Raw genomic sequence first — 18331 nt, forward strand, 5'->3', positions numbered from 1 at the left:
AAGTTCATGATGGGCGGCGGGCAACGGCGACGTCAAGTCGGGTAATTCCAGGTCGTGGCTTTAGCGGGCCGCTAGAGCGCCCTTAGTCGACTCCGTCACGATTGACTCGCCAGAATAGTGCTGCGCGGCCTGTGTGCGTAGCCGTTAAGTCCCCGCGGTCCCGTACCGGGATTTCAACCGACGCATACTGAAGGAACGACTCGACATGTTTGCGCTCGCATTCCCAGGCCAGGGTTCGCAGCACAAAGGGATGGGCGCGCAGCTCTTCGGCAGGTTCCCGGAGGAAGTCGCCCGCGCGGACGAGATACTCGGCTATTCGATCGAGGAGCTGTGCCGTGACGACGTCGACGGCCGGCTGCAGAACACGGAGTACACGCAGCCCGCGCTCTTCGTCGTCAACGCGCTGAGCCATCTGGCCCACCGCGCCGACGGCGGCGCGGAACCGGATTATCTCGCCGGGCACAGCCTCGGCGAGTACAACGCCCTGCACGCCGCCGGCGCCTTCGACTTCGCCACCGGGCTGCGGCTGGTCGCCAAGCGCGGCGAGCTGATGTCGCGGGTGGTGGACGGCGGCATGGCCGCGGTGGTCGGGCTGACAGCGGAACAGGTCGCCGAACTCCTCGGCAGGCCGGGCCTGGAAAGCCTGTCGATCGCCAACTACAACAACCCGACCCAGATCGTCGTCGCAGGACCGCGCGAGGACGTGGCGGGCGCCCGTCCCGTCTTCGAAGAGGCCGGCGCGGGACTGTTCACGGTACTGCGCGTCAGCGGCGCGTTCCATTCCCCGTACATGTCGGCGATCCAGGGCGAGTTCGCCGGGTTCCTGAACGGCTTCACGCTCGCGCGGCCCGGCGTGCCCGTCATCTCCAACGTGACCGCCCTGCCGTACGAGGACGACGTCGCCGCCGCGCTGGTACGGCAACTCGACCACCCGGTGCGCTGGACCGACACCGTCCGCTACCTCATCGCCCAGGGCGTCGCGGACATCAAGCCCATCGGCCCCGGCCGGGCCATGCGCGGGCTGATCAAGGCGACCCGGCGCGACGAGGAACGCCGTGCCCGGGAAGCGCGGGAAGCGGCCGAAGCCGCGCAGACCACCCCGGCGGCGGCCGCCTCCGGCGGCGAACTGCGGCTGCGCCGCCCCGAGCGCGACCGCACCCGCCCCGAGGGCACCCCCGCCGTCCAACTGCACCAGGCGCTCCTGCGGGACCTGCGCACCACTGTCGCGCAGGTGCTGAAGGTCGAACCCGCCGTCGTGCGCAGCGAGACGGAGCTGAGCGAGCTGGGCTTCGACTCGATCCGGCTGATCGAGTTCGCCGACCTGCTGCGCCGGGACCTCGGCGTCGACCTCACCCCGTCGGTGTTCTTCGAGCACTTCACCCTGGAGGCGTTCGCGCGCCACCTGCTCACCGAGCACCACGACCTCGTCTCCGCCCGCTACCCCGACGCCGGCGACGACACCCCGCGCACCGGCCCCCGCGGCGCCGGCCGCGCGCAGGACGACGCCCCGCTGCCGGACCCGTACCCCGTCGCGGTCGTCGGCCTCAGCGCCGTACTGCCCGGCTCGGCGGACCTGGAGGTCTTCTGGCAGCGCCTGCTGGCCGGCGACGACCTCGTCACCCAGGTCCCCGAGGGCCGCTGGCGCGACTGGGCGGGCGCGGAGCGCGCCGGCCGCGCGCACGGCGCGTTCCTCGACGAAGTCGACTCCTTCGACTGCTCGTTCTTCGGCATCTCGCCGCACGAGGCCGAGCTGATGGACCCGCACCAGCGGCTCTTCCTGCAGACCGTGTGGAAGGCCGTCGAGGACTCCGGCCGCCGCCCCGACGCCCTCGCCGGCAGCCGCACCGGCCTGTTCGTCGGGCTCAGCTCCATGGACTACGCGGAGGTGCTGGGCCACAGCGCCGCCGGTCCCCAGGCGCACACCGCCACCGGGCTCTCCCACGCCGTGCTGCCCAACCGGGTCTCGTACCAGCTCGACCTGCGCGGCCCCAGCGAGGCCATCGACACCGCGTGCTCGTCCTCGCTCGTCGCGGTCCACCGCGCGGTCCGCAGCCTGCGCGCGGGCGAGTGCGGGCTCGCCATCGCCGGCGGCGTGAACCTCATGCTCAGCCCCACCCCGTTCGAGTGCTTCGAGCTGGCGGGGATGCTCGCCCCGGACGGCCGCTGCAAGACCTTCGACCAGTCCGCCGACGGCTACGTGCGCGGCGAGGGCGTCGTCGCCGTCGTGCTCAAGCCGCTGGCCGCCGCCGAGGCCGACGGCGACCACATCCACGCAGTGATCCGCGGCAGCGCCGTCGGCCACTCCGGCCGGGCCGCGTCGCTCACCGCGCCCAGCCCCGAGGCGCAGGCCGACGTCATCGTCGACGCCTGGCGCGCCGCGGGCCTCGACCCGGCGACCGCGACCCACGTGGAGACCCACGGCACCGGCACCAGCCTCGGCGATCCCATCGAGATCGAGGGCCTGAAGCAGGCGTTCGCCCGCCTCTACGCCGCGTGGGGCCACGACGCCCCCGCCGAGCCGCACTGCACGCTCGGCTCGGTCAAGACCGCCATCGGACACCTGGAGGCCGCCGCCGGGCTGGCCGGCCTGGTCACGATGGTGCAGGCGCTGCGGTACGGAAAGCTGCCCGCCCTGCGCCACTTCGAGAAGCTCAACCCGTACATCCGCCTGGACGGCAGCCCCTTCCGCATCGGCGACCGCGCCGGCGACTGGCCCCGCCACACCGCCCCCGAAGGCCCCGCCACCCCCCGCCGCTGCGGCGTCAGCTCCTTCGGCTTCGGCGGCAGCAACGCGCACGTCGTGCTGGAGGAGTACGAGCGCGAGCCGGCCGCCGACGAGGCACCGACCGCCCCGCTGCTGATCCCGCTGTCCGCCCGTACGGCCGACGCGCTGCGCGGCTACGCCCGCGAACTCCTCCGCCACCTCGACCTGCACGCGCCCGCCGAGGGCACCGCCGACTTCGCGCTCACCGCGCTCGCCGACACCCTGCAGCTCGGCCGGGAGCCGATGGAGGCCCGGCTCGCGATCGTCGCGGAGGACGTCGACGAACTGTACGACGCGCTGGTGCACTTCCTGCGCGGCGAGGACCAGGGCGACACCTGGTGGAGCGGGCAGGCCGCGGGTGCCGCGGACCTCTCGCGCGCGCTGCTCGCCGGGCCCGAGGGCAACACGTACCTCGACGCGCTCGCCACGGCGGGCAAGACCGCGGCCCTGGCCCGGCTCTGGGCGGCCGGCGCGGACTTCGACTGGGCGCTGCTGCGCGGCGGCCGGCCCGTACGCCGCACGCCCCTGCCGACGTACCCCTTCGAGCACCGCCCGATCCGCCCGCAGGACCTCGTCCCGCACGTCCTGCTGACTCCCGGCCAGGCGCAGCCCGCCCTCGTCGCGGCCACCGCGCCCGCGGCCCTGGCCCCCGCGCCGGCGCCGGCCGCGCTGCCGAGCGGCGCGGGCGCCGCGCAGGAGGCCGTACTGGGGCACCTCGTGGGGCTCTTCGCCGAGGAGCTGAAGTGGCGGCCGGAGGAGATCGACCCGCGGGCCGGCTTCGACGACCTGGGCCTCAGCTCCCTGCTGGTGGAGAAGCTGCGCCGGCGGCTGGAGGAGCACTACGGGCCGGTCGACAGCGCCACGCTCTTCACGTACAAGAACCTCGACGCGCTCGCGCGCCACATGGCCGGCCGGGCACGCACCCTGCCCGCCGCGACGCCCGCACCCGCGACGGTGCGGCCCGCCGCCGTACAGTCCGCGGCCGTGCCGCACGCCGCCATGCAGCCCGCTCCAGCGAGTACCGGCACCGCCGGCACCGCGGACATCGCCATCGTCGGCATCAGCGGCCGCTACCCCAAGGCCCCCACGCTGGCCGACTTCTGGGACCGGCTGCTGGCTGGCGACGACTGCGTGGACGAGATCCCCCTCGACCGCCCCGGCTATCGCCGCTACGCGGAGCTGGCGCGGGAGAAGTTCGGCGAGCAGTGGCCGCGCTGGGGCGGCTTCCTCGACGACGTCGACGCCTTCGACCCGCAGTTCTTCCACATCTCGCCGCGCGACGCCCGGCTGCTCGACCCGCAGGAGCGGCTCTTCCTCACCACCGCGTGGGAGACCCTGGAGGACGCCGGCTACACCCCCGCCTCGCTGGCCGACCCCGAACTCGGCGACGAGCGCGGCTCGGTGGGCGTCTTCGCCGGGGTGACGTACAACAACTACCAGATGTTCGCGGGCGGCGACCTGGACGAGGGCGTCTGGCGCATCGTCGGCTCGCAGACCTTCTCGGTCGCCAACCGCATCTCCCACCTGCTCAACCTCGGCGGCCCCAGCCTGACCCTGGACACCGCCTGCTCGTCCTCCCTCTACGCCGTCCACTTGGCCGTCGCCGCGATCCGCCGCGGCGAGTGCGCCATGGCGCTGGCAGGCGGAGTGAACCTGTCGCTGCACCCGAGCAAGTACGTGATGCTCGCGGAGGCCGGGTTCCTCGCAGAAGACGGCCGGTGCCGCGCCTTCGCCGAGGGCGGCACCGGCTACGTACCGGCCGAGGCGGTCGGCGCGGTGCTCCTCAAGCCGCTGGACCGCGCGTTGGCCGACGGCGACCGGATCCACGCCGTCATCAAGGGCTCGGCGGTCAACAGCGACGGCCGCACGTACGGTTACGGCGTCCCCAACCCCGTCGCGCAGGCGGAGCTGGTACGCGCCGCGCTCGCCGACGCCGGCGTCGACGCCGGCTCCATCGGCTACGTCGAGGCGCACGGCACCGGCACCAGCCTCGGCGACCCCATCGAGGTCCGCGGCCTGACCGAGGCGTACGCGGACGCCGCCGCCCCGCACCGCCGCGACGGACGGCCGGCGTGCGCCATCGGGTCGGTGAAGGCCACCATGGGCCACGCCGAGGCGGCGGCCGGTATCGCCCAGGTCACCAAGGTGGTCCTGCAGTTGCGGCACGGCACGCTCGTGCCCTCCCTGCTCCACACCCCCGAGCTCAACCCGAACCTCGACCTCGACAGCACGCCGTTCGCCGTGCAGCGCGAGACCGCCCCCTGGGAGCCGCCGGTGCTGCCCGGGCCCGGCGGGTCGGCGGCCGGACCGCGCCGCGCGGGCGTCAGCTCCTTCGGCGCGGGCGGTGTCAACGTCCACCTGATCCTGGAGGAGGCCCCGGCCCGCCCCGCCCCGGCCGCCGCGGGCGCCGGCCGGCCGCTGGTGTTCCCGCTGTCGGCCCGTACGCCGGAGAACCTGACCGCGTACGCGGCCCGCATGGCGGCGTTCCTGCGCGCGCTGCCCGCGGAGCCCGGCGCCGAGGACCCGGAGACGCCGCGGGCCGCCGACGTCGCCTACACGCTGCAGCACGGCAGGGAGGCGATGGAGCACCGCGCCGCGTTCGCGGCCCGCACCCTCGCCGAGGCCGCCGAGTACTTCGCGCACGTCGCCGCCGGCGACGACGCCGACGGCCGCGTCAGCACCGGCCGCCGCCCCGGCCGGTCCGGCGCCGCACCCGCGGTGCCCGCCGACGCCACGCCGGAGCGGGCCGCCGCGCTGTGGGCGGCGGGCGGCGACGCGGACTGGGCGGCACGGCCCACCGGCGGGCGCCGGGTGTCGCTGCCGACGTACCCCTTCTCGCAGGAGCGCTACTGGCTGGAGCCGAGCGCCACGAACCCGGCACGGCCGACCGCACCGGCCGTGCCGATCCCCGTCCCCGCGCCGCGGACCGCCCCGGAGGCGGCGGTCCCCGCGGCGGCGGAGCCGGCCGCCGCGACGGACCTGCTCGCGTCGCTGGCCGCCGCGCCCGCGAGCGAGCGCCACACCGCGCTGGCCGCGCGGATGCAGCGCACGCTCGGCGAGCTGCTGGAGTTCCCGCCCGACAGTCCGCCGGACCGGCAGCGCGGCTTCTTCGAGCTGGGCATGGACTCGGTGATGGCCGTACGCCTCGGCAACCTGCTCGAAGAGGCGCTGGGCCTGGTCCTGTACGCCGGGGTGGTCTTCGACTACCCGAGCATCGACGACCTCGCCACGTACCTGCTGGACGAGCTGAGCCTCGACGACGCGCCCGCCCCGGTGGTCCCGGAACCCGCCGCGGACGTACCGGAGTCCGAGCCCGACGGCGCTCTCCAGGTCGTGCACTACACCGCGGGCTGGGAGCCGGCCGCCGCCCCCGAGGGCCCCGCCTCCTGGCTCACCGGCCCCGTGCTCGTCTTCGACGACGACGGCGCCCTCACCGAGCGCGTACGCGACCGCCACTCCGGCGCCGTGCCCGTCGTCGGCGTCCGGCCGGGCGAGGCGTACGAGGTGGCCGGCGACGGCCGTACCGTACGCGCCGGGTCCGCCCAGGACCACGCCGCGCTGCTCGCCGGACTCGACGCCCCGCCGGTCACCGTGCTGCATGCCTGGAGCGACCCGCGCACCGCGCTCACCTCGGTCTTCCACCTCAGCCAGGCGCTCCTGCGGCAGGGCCTGCGCACCCCCGTGCGGCTGCTGCGCGTCACCGCCCACGCCGACGGCGGGCCCGCCCCGCTCGCGGAGGCGTTCGGCGGCTTCGCCCGCAGCGTCGACCACGAGAACCCGCGGCTCGTCCAGCAGGCAGTGGCCGTACGCACCGCCGCGGGCGAGGAGCCCGCGGCCGCCCTGCTGCGCGCCTGCGAGGCCGAACTCGCCGCGGACGCCCGCGCCGACACCGAGGTCCGCCACGACGCGGACGGCCGCCGGGTGCGCAGGCTGCGTGAGCTGCCCGCGGTACGTCCCGACGCGCCTGCCGGCGTCGCGGTCCGGCCGGGCGGCACGTACGTCATCACCGGTGGCGGTGGCGGCCTCGGCCTGCTTTTCGCCGAACACCTCGCCCGCCAGGCCCGGGTGAACCTGCTGCTCGTCGGCCGCTCGGCGCTCGACGACCAGCGCCAGGAGGCGCTGGAGCGCATCGGCGCCCTGGGTGCCGACGTCCGCTACGAGCGCGCCGACGTCGCCGACCGCGGCGACGTGGAATGGATCCTGGCCGCCGCCCGCAACCGCTGGGGCAGCGTGCACGGCGTCATCCACTCCGCCGGCGTGCTGCGCGACGGACTGCTGCCCAACAAGACCGCCGACGAGATCGACCTGGTCCTCGCGGGCAAGGTCGACGGCGCCGTCCACTTCGACGCCGCGACCACCGCCGACGACCTCGACTTCTTCATGGTCTTCTCGTCGCTGGCCGCGCTCGCGGGCAACCCCGGCCAGGTCGACTACGCCTTCGCCAGCCGCTTCCTGAACGCCTTCAGCCGCCGCCGCGAGGAACTGCGCGCCGCGGGCGAGCGGTCCGGCGCGAGCATCGCGCTGGTCTGGCCGTTCTGGCGCGACGGCGGCATGCAGGTCGACGAGTCGACGGAAGGCTTCGTACGCCGCCGCCTGGGCCTGACGCCGCTGGAGAACGCGGTCGGGGTGGAGGCGTTCGACGCGGCACTGCGGCACGCCGTACCGGAGTTCGGCGTGGTGCACGCCGAACGGGACAAGCTGCAGCGGGTGCTGCGGATCGAGCCGCCGGCGGCCGGGCCCGCGGAGCCGAAGCCCGGGACGGCCACCAAGGCCGGCGGCGGCAAGCCGGCCGCGGCGAAGGGCGATTCGACGGTGGAGATAGAGCTGAAGGGTGTCCTGGCCGAGCTGGGGCTCTAGCCCACGGCACGCGGGGGAGAGGAAACGGCGATGACGGACAAGGCACTGCTGAGGCGTTCCCTGGAGGCCGTACGCGCCTTGCGCGAGCAGGTCGACGAGCTGCGCGCGCGGGCCGAGGAGCCCATCGCCGTCGTCGGCCTCGGCTGCCGCTTCCCCGGCGGCGCGGACGGCCCGGAGCGGTTCTGGGAGCTGCTGCGCGAGGGCCGCGACGGCGTCGTGGACGTACCGGGGGACAGGTGGCCCGTCGAGGGCTGGTACTCCTCCGACCGGAACGAGCCCGGGACCTCGTACACCCGCCGCGGCGGGTTCCTCGCCGAGGGCGCCCACGCGTTCGACGCCGGGTTCTTCGGCATCACCGACGCCGAGGCCCGCGACATGGACCCGCAGCACCGGCTGCTGCTGGAGACGAGCTGGCAGGCGCTGGAGAGCGCCGGGCTGCTGTCGGGGACGACGGCCGAGCGGCACGTCGGCGTCTTCGTCGGCGTCTCCGGCTCGGAGAACACCCTGCTGCCCCGGTCGCCGCGCGCGGCGGGTCCGTACACCGCCACCGGCTCCGCGATCAGTGTCGCCGCCGGCCGCGTGGCGCACACCTTCGGACTGCGCGGCCCGGCCCTCGCGGTGGACACGGCGTGCTCGTCGTCGCTGCTCGCGGTGCACCTGGCGGTCGAGAGTCTGCGCCGCGGAGAGTGCACCGCCGCCCTGGCCGGCGGGGTCAGCGCCATGATGTCGCCCGCCGTGATGGTCGCGCTGTGCCGGATGGAGGCGCTGGCCGAGGACGGCAAGTGCAAGGTCTTCGACGAAGCCGCCGACGGCTACGTACGCTCCGAGGGCAGCGGCATGGTCGCCCTCATGCGCGCCTCGGACGCCGCCGCCGTACGCGCCCCGGTCCTCGCCCTCATCCGCGGCTCCGCCGTCAACCACGACGGCCGCACCAGCGGCCTGACCGTCCCGAACGGCCGCGCGCAGCGCGAGCTGATCGCCGACGCCGTGGCCGCGGCGGGGGTCGAGCCGCGGGCCGTGGACTACCTGGAGGCGCACGGCACCGGCACCTCGCTCGGTGATCCGATCGAGGTGCGCGCCGCCGCCGACGTGCTCTGTGCCGACCGCGACCCCGCGTCGCCGCTGCGTATCGGCGCCGTCAAGTCCAACATCGGGCACCTGGAGGCCGCCGCCGGGGTGGCGGGCCTGATCAAGACCGTGCTCGCGCTGCGGCACGGCGAGATCCCCGGCGGGCTGCACCTGAACAAGCCCAACCCCCGGCTCGGCGTCGAGCGGCTGCCGGTGGCGCTGTGCGACCGCACGGCGACGTGGCCGCGCCGCGGCGACGGCCGGCCCCGTACCGCGGGCGTCAGCTCCTTCGGCTTCTCCGGCACCAACGTGCACGTCGTGCTCACCGAACCGGACGCCCAACCAGCGCGCACCGCGGGGCCCGAGCGCCCCGCGCACGTCTTCGCGCTCTCCGCGCGCGACCCCGAGGGCCTGCGCGAGGCCGCCGCCCGGCACGGCCAGTGGCTCGCGACGCACCCCGACGCGACGCTCGCCGACTTCTGCCACACCGCCACCGCCCGCCGCGCGCACTTCGCCCACCGCACCGCGTTCGTCACCGCCTCGCGCGAGAACCTCGGGCGCCGGCTCGCCGCGCTCGCCGCGGGCGAAGGCCCCGAGCCGGCCGCGCCCCGGCGGCAGATCGCGGCGGCCGAGGCGGTCGGCGCGCGCGACCGGGCGCCCGCGCCGCCGGTCGCCTTCCTCCTCGACGCCTCCGCGTCCGCCGCGGAGCGCATCACCGAGACGCTGTACGCCACCCACCCGGGCTTCCGCGCGCACGTCGACCGCTGCACCGCCGAACTGCGGCCCCCGGCCGCGGAGTCGGACGGCGCGTCCACCCCCGCGCTCGCCGCCGACGTACGGACCGTGGCCTGCCAGATCGCACTGGTGCGCACGCTCGCCGACTGGGGCATCGCCGCCGGGGCCGTCGCCGGCGGCGCCGCACCCGGTGACCTCGCCGCCGCCGTCCTCAGCGGCGCCCTCGACGCCGCGACCGCCGGCGCCCTGCTCGCCGCGCGGCACGGCGCCGCCGCCCCGCCGGCCGCCCCGCCGCAGCGCCCGCGCGCGCTGCGGCTGCTGCACGGGCCCGACGCCGGCGAGGCGGGCGCGGACCAGGCCGCCGACCCCGGGTTCTGGCTGCGTCCCGGCCCCGGCGTCCGCCCCGGGGCAGCCGCCGCGGCGCTCGCCGCGCACGGCTACGACACCCTCGTCCACCTCGGCGGTCCCGCGGCGCGGCCCGCCGACGGCGAGGTCCGCGGGCTGCCCGGCGACGACATCTGGGCGGAACTCCTCGACTGGCTTGCGGACCGGCACGTCGCCGGCCAGGACGTCGACTGGTCCGCCTGCGACGACGGCTACGAGCGGACCCGGCTGGACCTGCCGGGCCACACGTTCCGACGCCGTACGCACCGCCCGGACGCCGCGGCATTCGATGCCGCTCCCGCGGCGTCCGGGTCCCATGCACCCGTGGGGGCGCTCGGCCTGCGGCAGGTCGCCTCGCCGCTCGCGCAGCGCCAGTACACGACCGCCGTCAGCCGCGCGGTCCTGCCCGAGGTCGCCGACACCGCGGGGGTCCTGCACGTCGGTTACTACCAGGAGCTGCTGGCCGCCGCGGCCCGCACGGGCACCGGGCTGCGGCTTGACGACCTACGGTTCGAGCGGGCGCTGACGCTCGCCCGCGGCCAGGAGCGCACCGTGCACCTGGCGGTCGGCCCGGCGGACGGCGACGGCTGGGCGGAGTTCTCCGTACACAGCCGGGACGCCGGCGACTCGTCACCGCAGCCCTCCGGCGAGGAGGGCTGGCACCGGCACGCCGCAGGACGGCTGCGTCCCGACGGCGGGGGGGCGGCGCCGGGGCCGCTGCCCGAGGCGGCGCGGGCGGAGATCCGCGAGCGCTGCCCCGTACGCTTCGAAGGCGCCGAGTTCTACCGGCAGATGGCCGAACGCGGCGTCCCCCTGGGCCCGTCCGTCGAGTGGGTCGACGAGGCGTGGCTCGGCGAGGGCGAGGTGCTGGCGCGGTTCCGCCTGCCGACGCCCGCCGAGACCGGCGCCGCCGCCGGCCGCCCGGACCGCGCACTCCCCGTGCCCGCCGGGATGCTGGACGCCTGCATCCAGCTCTACGCGCTCGCCGCCGGCCCGCAACTGGCCGAGCGCGACCTGTTCATGACCGCCCGCCTCGGCGAGGTCGGCTTCGGCGCGCCCGCCGAGGGCGCCCTGTGGTGCCACGTCCGGCTGACCGCGCCGGTCGGGGACCTGCTGGTCGGCGAGCACCTGCTGTGCGCGGAGGACGGCGCGGCCGTCGGCTGGGGCCGCGGCACCGAGATCAGCGTCATCAGCCCGAGCACCGGCACCTACGAGCCGCCCGCCGACGACGTCCGCGACGACGCGGCGCGGCAGCGCTTCCACGGCCAGGACGGCGCCGCCGCGCTGCGTGACCTGCTCACCGGCATGGTCGCCGAACTGCTGCAACTCCCGCCCGCCGAGGTGCCGAGCAGCCGGCCGCTCGCCGAGACGGGCCTGGACTCCCTCGCCGCGCTGGAGCTGCGCCAGCGGGTACGCGCCGAGACCGGCGTCGACCTCCCGGTCGACCTGCTCATCGCGGGGCCCTCACTGGACGAGGTGGTGGAGCGGCTCGTGGGCTCCGTCGCGGGCGACGAGCCGGCCGCGCCCCGCCCGTACGACGTGGACGGCAGGCTCTGGCTGCCGGTCACGCCGCAGGACGACGCCGCCGTGCGGCTGTTCTGCCTGCCGTACGGCGGTCGCGGCGCCTCCCTGTACCGGGACTGGCCGGGCGGCGCGGACGCCCGTGTCGAGGTGGTGCCCGTGCAGTTGCCCGGCCGCGAGGAGCGCGCCGACGAGCGCTGCCTCGTCGACGCCGACGAGGCCGTCGACGCCGTCGCACAGGCGCTCAAGCCCTACCTGGACCGGCCGTTCGCCTTCTACGGGCACAGCATGGGCGCCCTCCTCGCGTACCGGCTGGCCCACCGGCTGGGCGCGGAGTACGGGGAGCTGCTGCGGCACCTGTTCGTCGGCGCGTTCAGCGCGCCGACCGGCGGCGAGAATCCCCTCGGCGCCCGGCTGCGCGCGGTGACCCAGCGGCTCGGTTTCGAGCAGATGCCGGAGCACGAGGAGCTGGCGCGGGTCCGGCGGGCGCAGCCGCGGCTCTACGACACGGCGCTGCGTGCGGAGCTGGGCGAGCACCTTGCGGGCAAGGCGGACGTGGCCATGGACGGCGCCGGCTACTCGGACCTGCGGGTGGTGCAGAGCTACCGGCACGACCCGGCGGAGGCGCCGCTGCGGGTGCCGGTGACCGCGTTCCACGGTGCCGGAGATCCGGTGGTCGCGGAGCAGGACGCCGACGGGTGGCGGCCGTTGACGGGCGCCGGGTTCGAGCTTTTGGTCGTACCGGGCGATCACTTCTTCGTCCACGGGGACCAGAGCGGTGGGCGGGTCCTGGCGGAGATGGCCGCGCGGCTGCGCCAGCCGGTACGGGCCTGAGACCGGGGCCGGGTCCCGTGGCCGACCACGGGATCCGGCCGGGACGGGCAAGCCGAAGGGGCGGGCGAAGCCGGTGGCTTCGCCCGCCCCTCGTCGTCTCCGACCCGGGCGGCCCGTCAGACCGCCGCGGGCAGCTCCAGCCGCTCGTCGGCGACGAGGATGGCCTGCTGCAGGTTGCGCAGCGCCCGGCAGGGCTCCAGGCCGAGTTCCTCGTTGAGCCGGGTCCTGGCCTGCTGGTACGTCCGCAGCGCGTCGGCCTGCCGCTCCGAGCGGCACAGGGCCAGCATCAACTGCCGGTAGAACGTCTCCCGCAGGGGATACTCCGCCGTCAGCGCGGACAGCCGGCCGATCAGCTCGCGGTGCAGACCGAGGCTCAACTGCGCCTCGATCAACCACTCCAGGTACTCCAGGCGGGTTTCCTCGAGCCAGGTGGCGAAGCCCGCGATGATCGGGCCGTCGCACAGATCCCCGAGGACCGGACCGCGCCACAGGGACAGCCCGTCCTCGAAGGCGGTGACGGCCTGCTCGGGCCGGCCCTCCTTCAGGTGCCGGCGCCCCCGGTGCAGCAGCTCCTGGAAGCGGTCGACGTCGAACTCGTCGTCCTCCAGGTGCAGCAGGTAACCGGGCGGGCGGGTGAGGATCGGGTTGTTCCGGCTCCCGGGCTCGCCGAGGAACTTGCGGAGCTGTGAGATGTAGACGTGGATGCCCGCGGTCGCGCGGCGCGGCGGGTTCTGCCCCCAGATCTCGGCTATGGCCTCGTCGATCGAGACCACCTGCCGGGCGCGGATCAGTAACAGGACGAGGAGCACCTGCATCTTCTTGGCGCTCACGAATCTACTGCCGCGGCTGTCCACCACTCGGACGGGTCCGAGTATTTCGTACTGCACTTTTCAACCCCCGATGAATTTCTCTAGGCCGAAGTGCTCAGTTTCCATGGCACTTTTGTTCAATTCTCTTGCCGCTACAGGCAGGGGAGCTTGTATGTCACGCGGCGATGCTGTACAGGCCTTTGCAGGCTATGGAGGGGGTAGGGGGTGCCGAAACCCCTACCCACCCCTAAGTCCCCCCTAGGTGCTGTCCGGGGTATTGCGTTGCAGGACGGAGGGGCGTGTGCGTGTCATTCGCGCCCCCCGGCGAGGCGCGGTGATGGTCCGCCGTTCCGGCAAATGCCCGGAATCCGCCGCGGGGTATCCGCTGCCCCGATATCCGCGTTCCGGTCGCGCCCGGAATGCCCCGGCGGCTGCCGGCACCGAGGGAAACGTCGCCCTCAGGCGCCGTGTCCCACATGCCTGGTATGACACCCCTGCTGAAACGCGCCGGCTCCCGGCCCCGGCCAAAGGTCGCGGCAAGAGCGGCTTTAGCCGCGCTGCGGAGCATCTACGCAACAGCCGGGCAGAGTGCGATCCCGCCTGCCTGGACCTCGTGGATGGTGATGGGAGTTGCCGACCATGTCGGTTGCCGGACAGGAACCCCACCAGGACGCGGACCGGGCGGGGGAAGCCGTCGGCGACCCGTCGGCGGGTCCTGCGCCGATCGCCGTCGTCGGCCTGGCGTGCCGCCTGCCCGGAGCCGACGGTCCGGACGCGTTCTGGGATCTGCTGCGCGACGGCAGGGAAGCGGTACGCCCGCTGCCCGAGGGCCGCTGGCCCGCCGGCTCGCCCTCCCCGCAGGCACTCGTGGACGCCGGGCTGCTCGGCACCGCGCGCGCCGGCTACCTGGACACCGTGGACGCGTTCGACCCCGCCTTCTTCGGCATCCCGCCCCGCGAGGCCGCCGCCGTCGACCCCCACCAGCGGCTCGCGCTGGAGCTTGCCTGGGAAGCCCTCGAAGAGGCCGGCATCGTGCCCGCGAGCCTGCACGGCGCGCCCGTCGGCGTGTTCGTCGGCGCCATGGACGACGGCTACTCCGCCGTCACCCGCGAGCACGGCCCGGACGGTATCGGCCGGCACACCGCCACCGGGCTCAGCCGCGGCGTCATCGCCAACCGCGTCTCCTACACCCTCGGCCTGCGGGGTCCGAGCCTCACCGTCGACACCGCCCAGTCCTCCTCCCTCGTCGCCGTCCACCTCGCCTGCGAGAGCCTGCGGCGCGGCGAGTCGCGGATCGCGCTGTGCGGTGGCGTGAACCTGGCCCTCACCGGCGACGGATTCCTCACCGCGGACCGCTTCGGCGCCCTGTCACCCACCGGCGTGTGCCGCACCTTCGACGCCGCGGCCGACGGCTACGTACGCGGCGAAGGCGGCGTCGTCCTCGTCCTCAAGCCGCTGGCGCAGGCCCGCGCCGACGGCGACCGCGTGTACGGCGTCATCAGCGCCAGCGCCATGAACAACGACGGCGGCACCCCCGCCCTCACCCAGCCCAGCCAGGACGCCCAGGAGCAGGTGCTGCGCGCCGCCTACCGCCGCGCCGGACTCACCCCCGGCGACGTGCAGTACGTCGAGCTGCACGGCACCGGCACCCGGCTGGGCGACCCCGTGGAGGCCGCCGCCCTCGGCGCCCTCGCCGCGCCCGGCCGGCCCGCGGACGACCCGCTGCTCGTCGGCTCCGTCAAGACCAACGTCGGCCATCTCGAAGGCGCCGCCGGCATCACCGGCCTGCTCAAGACGGTGCTCGCGCTGCGCCACCGGCAGCTCCCGCCCAGCCTGAACTTCTCCGCGCCCCACCCCGACATCCCCCTGGGCGACCTGCGCCTGGACCTCGTACGCGGCACCCGCCCCTGGCCCCATCCCGACCGCCCTCTCGTGGCCGGCGTCAGCTCCTTCGGCATGGGCGGCACCAACTGCCACGTCGTGCTGCGCGAAGCCGACTCCTCCGCCGCCGAACCCGCGCCGCCCGGGGACCGCCCGGACGAGGGCACCCACCCACTGCCGTACGTGTTCTCCGCCCGCAGCGAACCCGCGCTGCGCGACCAGGCCACGCGCCTCGCCGCCCACCTCACCGCGCACCCCGGACACCGGCCCGCCGACGTCGCCCGTACGCTCATCGCCCACCGTGCCGCCTTCGAGCACCGCGCCGTGCTGCACGCCGCGGACCGCGACGCGCTCCTGACCGGCTTGACCGACCTGGCCGAGGGCCGCACGCCCCCCGGCGCGGCGCGCGGCACCGCCCTGCGCGGCGCCACCGGCTTCCTCTTCTCCGGGCAGGGCAGTCAGCGGCCCGGCATGGGGCTGGAACTCGTCGCCGCGTTCCCGGTGTTCGCCGAGGCGTTCGGCGCCGCCTGCGCCGCCTTCGACCCGCACCTCGACGTACCGCTGCGCACCGTCCTCGCCGCCGCCGAGGGCACGGAGGAAGCCGCGCTCCTCGACCGCACCGCCTGGACGCAGCCCGCGCTGTTCGCGTACGAGACGGCCGCGTACCGGCTGCTGGAGAGCTGGGGGCTGCGCCCCGACGTGCTCCTCGGCCACTCGGTCGGCGAACTCGCCGCGGCCCACGTCGCCGGCGTGCTCTCCCTCGCCGACGCCTGCACCCTCGTCGCCGCCCGCGGCCGGCTCATGGAGCAACTCCCCGCCGGCGGAGCCATGGCCGCGATCGAGGCGACCGAGGCGGAGATCACCGCCGACCTCGCCGCCGCGGACGGCGCGGTCTGCGTCGCCGCCGTCAACGGCCCGCGCGCCACCGTCGTCTCCGGCGACGAGGCGGCGGTTCTCGCCCTGGCCGAGCGCTGGCACGGCGAGGGCCGCCGGACGAAGCGGCTGCGCGTCAGCCACGCCTTCCACTCCGCTCACATGGACGGCATGCTCGACGCCTTCCGCGAGGTCGCCGCCACCCTCACCTTCCACCGCCCGTCGGTCCCGATCGTCTCCAACGTCACCGGCGAGCGCGCCACGGACGACGAACTGCGGTCGCCCGACTACTGGGTACGGCACGTCCGGCAGGCCGTGCGCTTCGCCGACGGCGTGCGGCGGCTGCGCGAGGCGGACGTCACCACGTTCGTCGAACTCGGCCCGGACGCCACCCTCACCACCATGGCCCGCGACTGCGTCGAGGAACCGGGCCTGGCCCTCGTTCCCCTCGGCCGCGGCCGGCGCCCCGCCGCGCAGGAACTTCTCGACGCGGTGGCCACGGCGTACGCCCACGGAGCCGACGTCGACTGGGCAGCCGCCTTCGTCCCCGCCGACGCCGTCCGCGTACCGCTGCCCACGTACCCCTTCCAGCGCCGCAGCTACTGGCTCGCCCCGCGCACCCCCGCCGACACGCCCGCGCACGGCGGGAGCGCGGCCGTCGCCGACGAACCTGGGGCGGCAACCGTGCCGGAGCCGCCCGCCGCGTCCGCCGCCGGGGAATGGCGCGACCGGCTCGTCGCGCGGGACGCCCACACGGGCCGCCGACTCCTGCTCGACCTCGTCCGCACCGAGACCGCGCGACTCCTCGGCCACGCCTCGCCGTCCGACGTCGAGGAGCGCTGGGCCTTCCGCGACCTCGGCCTCGACTCCCTCGGCGCCGTCGACCTGCGCCACCGCCTCGGCCTCGCCACCGGCCTGGCCCTGCCCTCCTCGCTGCTCTTCGACCACCCCACCCCGCTCCGGCTCGCCGCCGGCCTGTACGACCGGCTCACCGGAGCCGGACAGGACCAGACCGCCACCGCCGCGCGCGCGGCCGACGACGAACCCCTCGCCATCGTCGGCATGGCCTGCCGCTACCCCGGCGGCGTCGCCTCGCCGGAGGCGCTGTGGCGCCTGGTCGCCGACGGCACCGACGCGATCGGTCCGTTCCCCGACGACCGGGGCTGGGACCTCGACGGCCTGCTGCACACCGACCCGGACCACGCGGGCGGATCCGCGACCCACCACGGCGGATTCCTGTACGACGCGGGTGCGTTCGACGCCGCGCTCTTCGGCATCTCCCCGCGGGAAGCGACCGCGATGGACCCGCAGCAGCGGCTGGTGCTGGAGACGGCGTGGGAGGCGTTCGAGCGCGCCGGAGTCGACCCGTCCGCGCTCCGCGGCAGCCGGACCGGGGTGTTCGTCGGCGGTACGTTCCAGGAGTACGGGCCGAGGCTGAGTGAACCGGGCGGCGGCGCCGAGGGGCACCTGCTGACCGGCAGTGCGCCGAGTGTGGCCTCGGGTCGGGTGGCGTACGCCTTCGGGCTTGAGGGTCCGGCGGTGACGGTGGACACGGCGTGTTCGTCGTCGCTGGTGGCGCTGCATCTGGCGTGCCAGTCGGTGCGGAGCGGGGAGTCGACGCTCGCGCTGGCCGGCGGCGTGACGGTCATGGCCTCGCCGAGCATGTTCGTGGAGTTCAGCCGGCAGGGCGGTCTCGCGCCTGACGGGCGCTGCAAGGCGTTCGCGGGCGGAGCGGACGGGACGGGCTGGTCGGAGGGCGTGGGGCTGCTGCTCGTGGAGCGGCTGTCGGACGCGCGGCGGAACGGGCACGAGGTGCTGGCCGTCGTACGCGGCTCTGCGATCAACCAGGACGGCGCGTCCAACGGGCTCACCGCACCGAACGGTTCGTCGCAGCAGCGGGTGATCCGCCAGGCCCTCGCGAACGCGGGGCTCGGCACGGCGGACGTGGATGCCGTGGAGGCGCACGGTACGGGGACGACGCTGGGGGACCCGATCGAGGCGCAGGCGCTGCTGGCGACGTACGGGCAGGACCGGGCGGATCGACCGCCCTTGTGGCTGGGGTCCCTGAAGTCGAACATCGGGCACACGCAGGCCGCGGCCGGTGTCGGTGGCCTGATCAAGATGGTCATGGCGATGCGGGAGGGTGTGCTGCCGCGGACGCTGCACGTGGATGAGCCCTCGTCGCACATCGACTGGACCGCGGGTGCGGTGGAGTTGCTGACCGAGCAGCGGCCGTGGCCGGTGGACGAGGCCCGGCCGCGGCGTGCGGGTGTGTCGTCGTTCGGGATCAGCGGCACGAACGCACACGTGATCATCGAGCAGGGACCGGCGGCGGACCGTGCGCCGGAGGCGCCGGAGTCGGCGCCGGGTCCGGTGGTGTGGCCGGTCTCCGGGCACACGGCGGAGGCGCTGGCCGCGCAGGCGGGGCGGTTGCGGGCGTGGCTGAACGAGCGCCCGGAGACCGACGTGCACGCGGTGTCCGCGTCGCTGGTGCGTTCGCGTGCCGTCCTCGATCACCGGGCGGTGGTCTTCGGTGCGGACCGCGCGGAGCTGCTCGCGGGTCTGGACGCCGTCGCACGTGGTGAGGAGTCGGATCGGGCCGTGG

Annotated in this window: 4 protein-coding genes; 3 read left to right on the forward strand and 1 reads right to left on the reverse strand. The window is 75.3% G+C overall.

Annotation, left to right across the window (positions count from 1 at the left end; genetic code table 11):
• Positions 1–205: 205 nt before the first annotated feature.
• Positions 206–7621, forward strand: coding sequence for an ACP S-malonyltransferase (fabD, locus tag ABGA99_RS05080; RefSeq protein ID WP_347582211.1), 7416 nt, complete (start codon positions 206–208; stop codon positions 7619–7621).
• Between the two features lie 30 nt (positions 7622–7651).
• A complete protein-coding gene (locus ABGA99_RS05085) occupies positions 7652–12163 on the forward strand; it encodes a beta-ketoacyl synthase N-terminal-like domain-containing protein (protein WP_347582212.1) in 4512 nt (1503 codons plus the stop codon).
• 116 nt (positions 12164–12279) lie between these two features.
• Here ABGA99_RS05085 and ABGA99_RS05090 read toward each other — a convergent pair whose 3' ends face one another.
• A complete protein-coding gene (locus ABGA99_RS05090) occupies positions 12280–13050 on the reverse strand; it encodes an AfsR/SARP family transcriptional regulator (protein ID WP_347577763.1) in 771 nt (256 codons plus the stop codon).
• A 561-nt stretch (positions 13051–13611) separates the two neighbouring features.
• Here ABGA99_RS05090 and ABGA99_RS05095 point away from each other — a divergent pair.
• The coding region (locus ABGA99_RS05095) for a beta-ketoacyl synthase N-terminal-like domain-containing protein (RefSeq protein ID WP_347582213.1) at positions 13612–18331 on the forward strand (4720 nt) is incomplete at its 3' end.

It is taken from the genome of Streptomyces sp. B5E4 (assembly GCF_039871555.1).
Classification (GTDB): domain Bacteria; phylum Actinomycetota; class Actinomycetes; order Streptomycetales; family Streptomycetaceae; genus Streptomyces.

What these genes read in the sequence shown, in the direction of transcription:
- ABGA99_RS05085 (WP_347582212.1), top strand. Translation starts at nt 7,652, where the DNA reads ATGACGGACAAGGCACTGCTGAGGCGTTCCCTGGAGGCCGTACGCGCC.
- fabD (WP_347582211.1), top strand. Translation starts at nt 206, where the DNA reads ATGTTTGCGCTCGCATTCCCAGGCCAGGGTTCGCAGCACAAAGGGATG.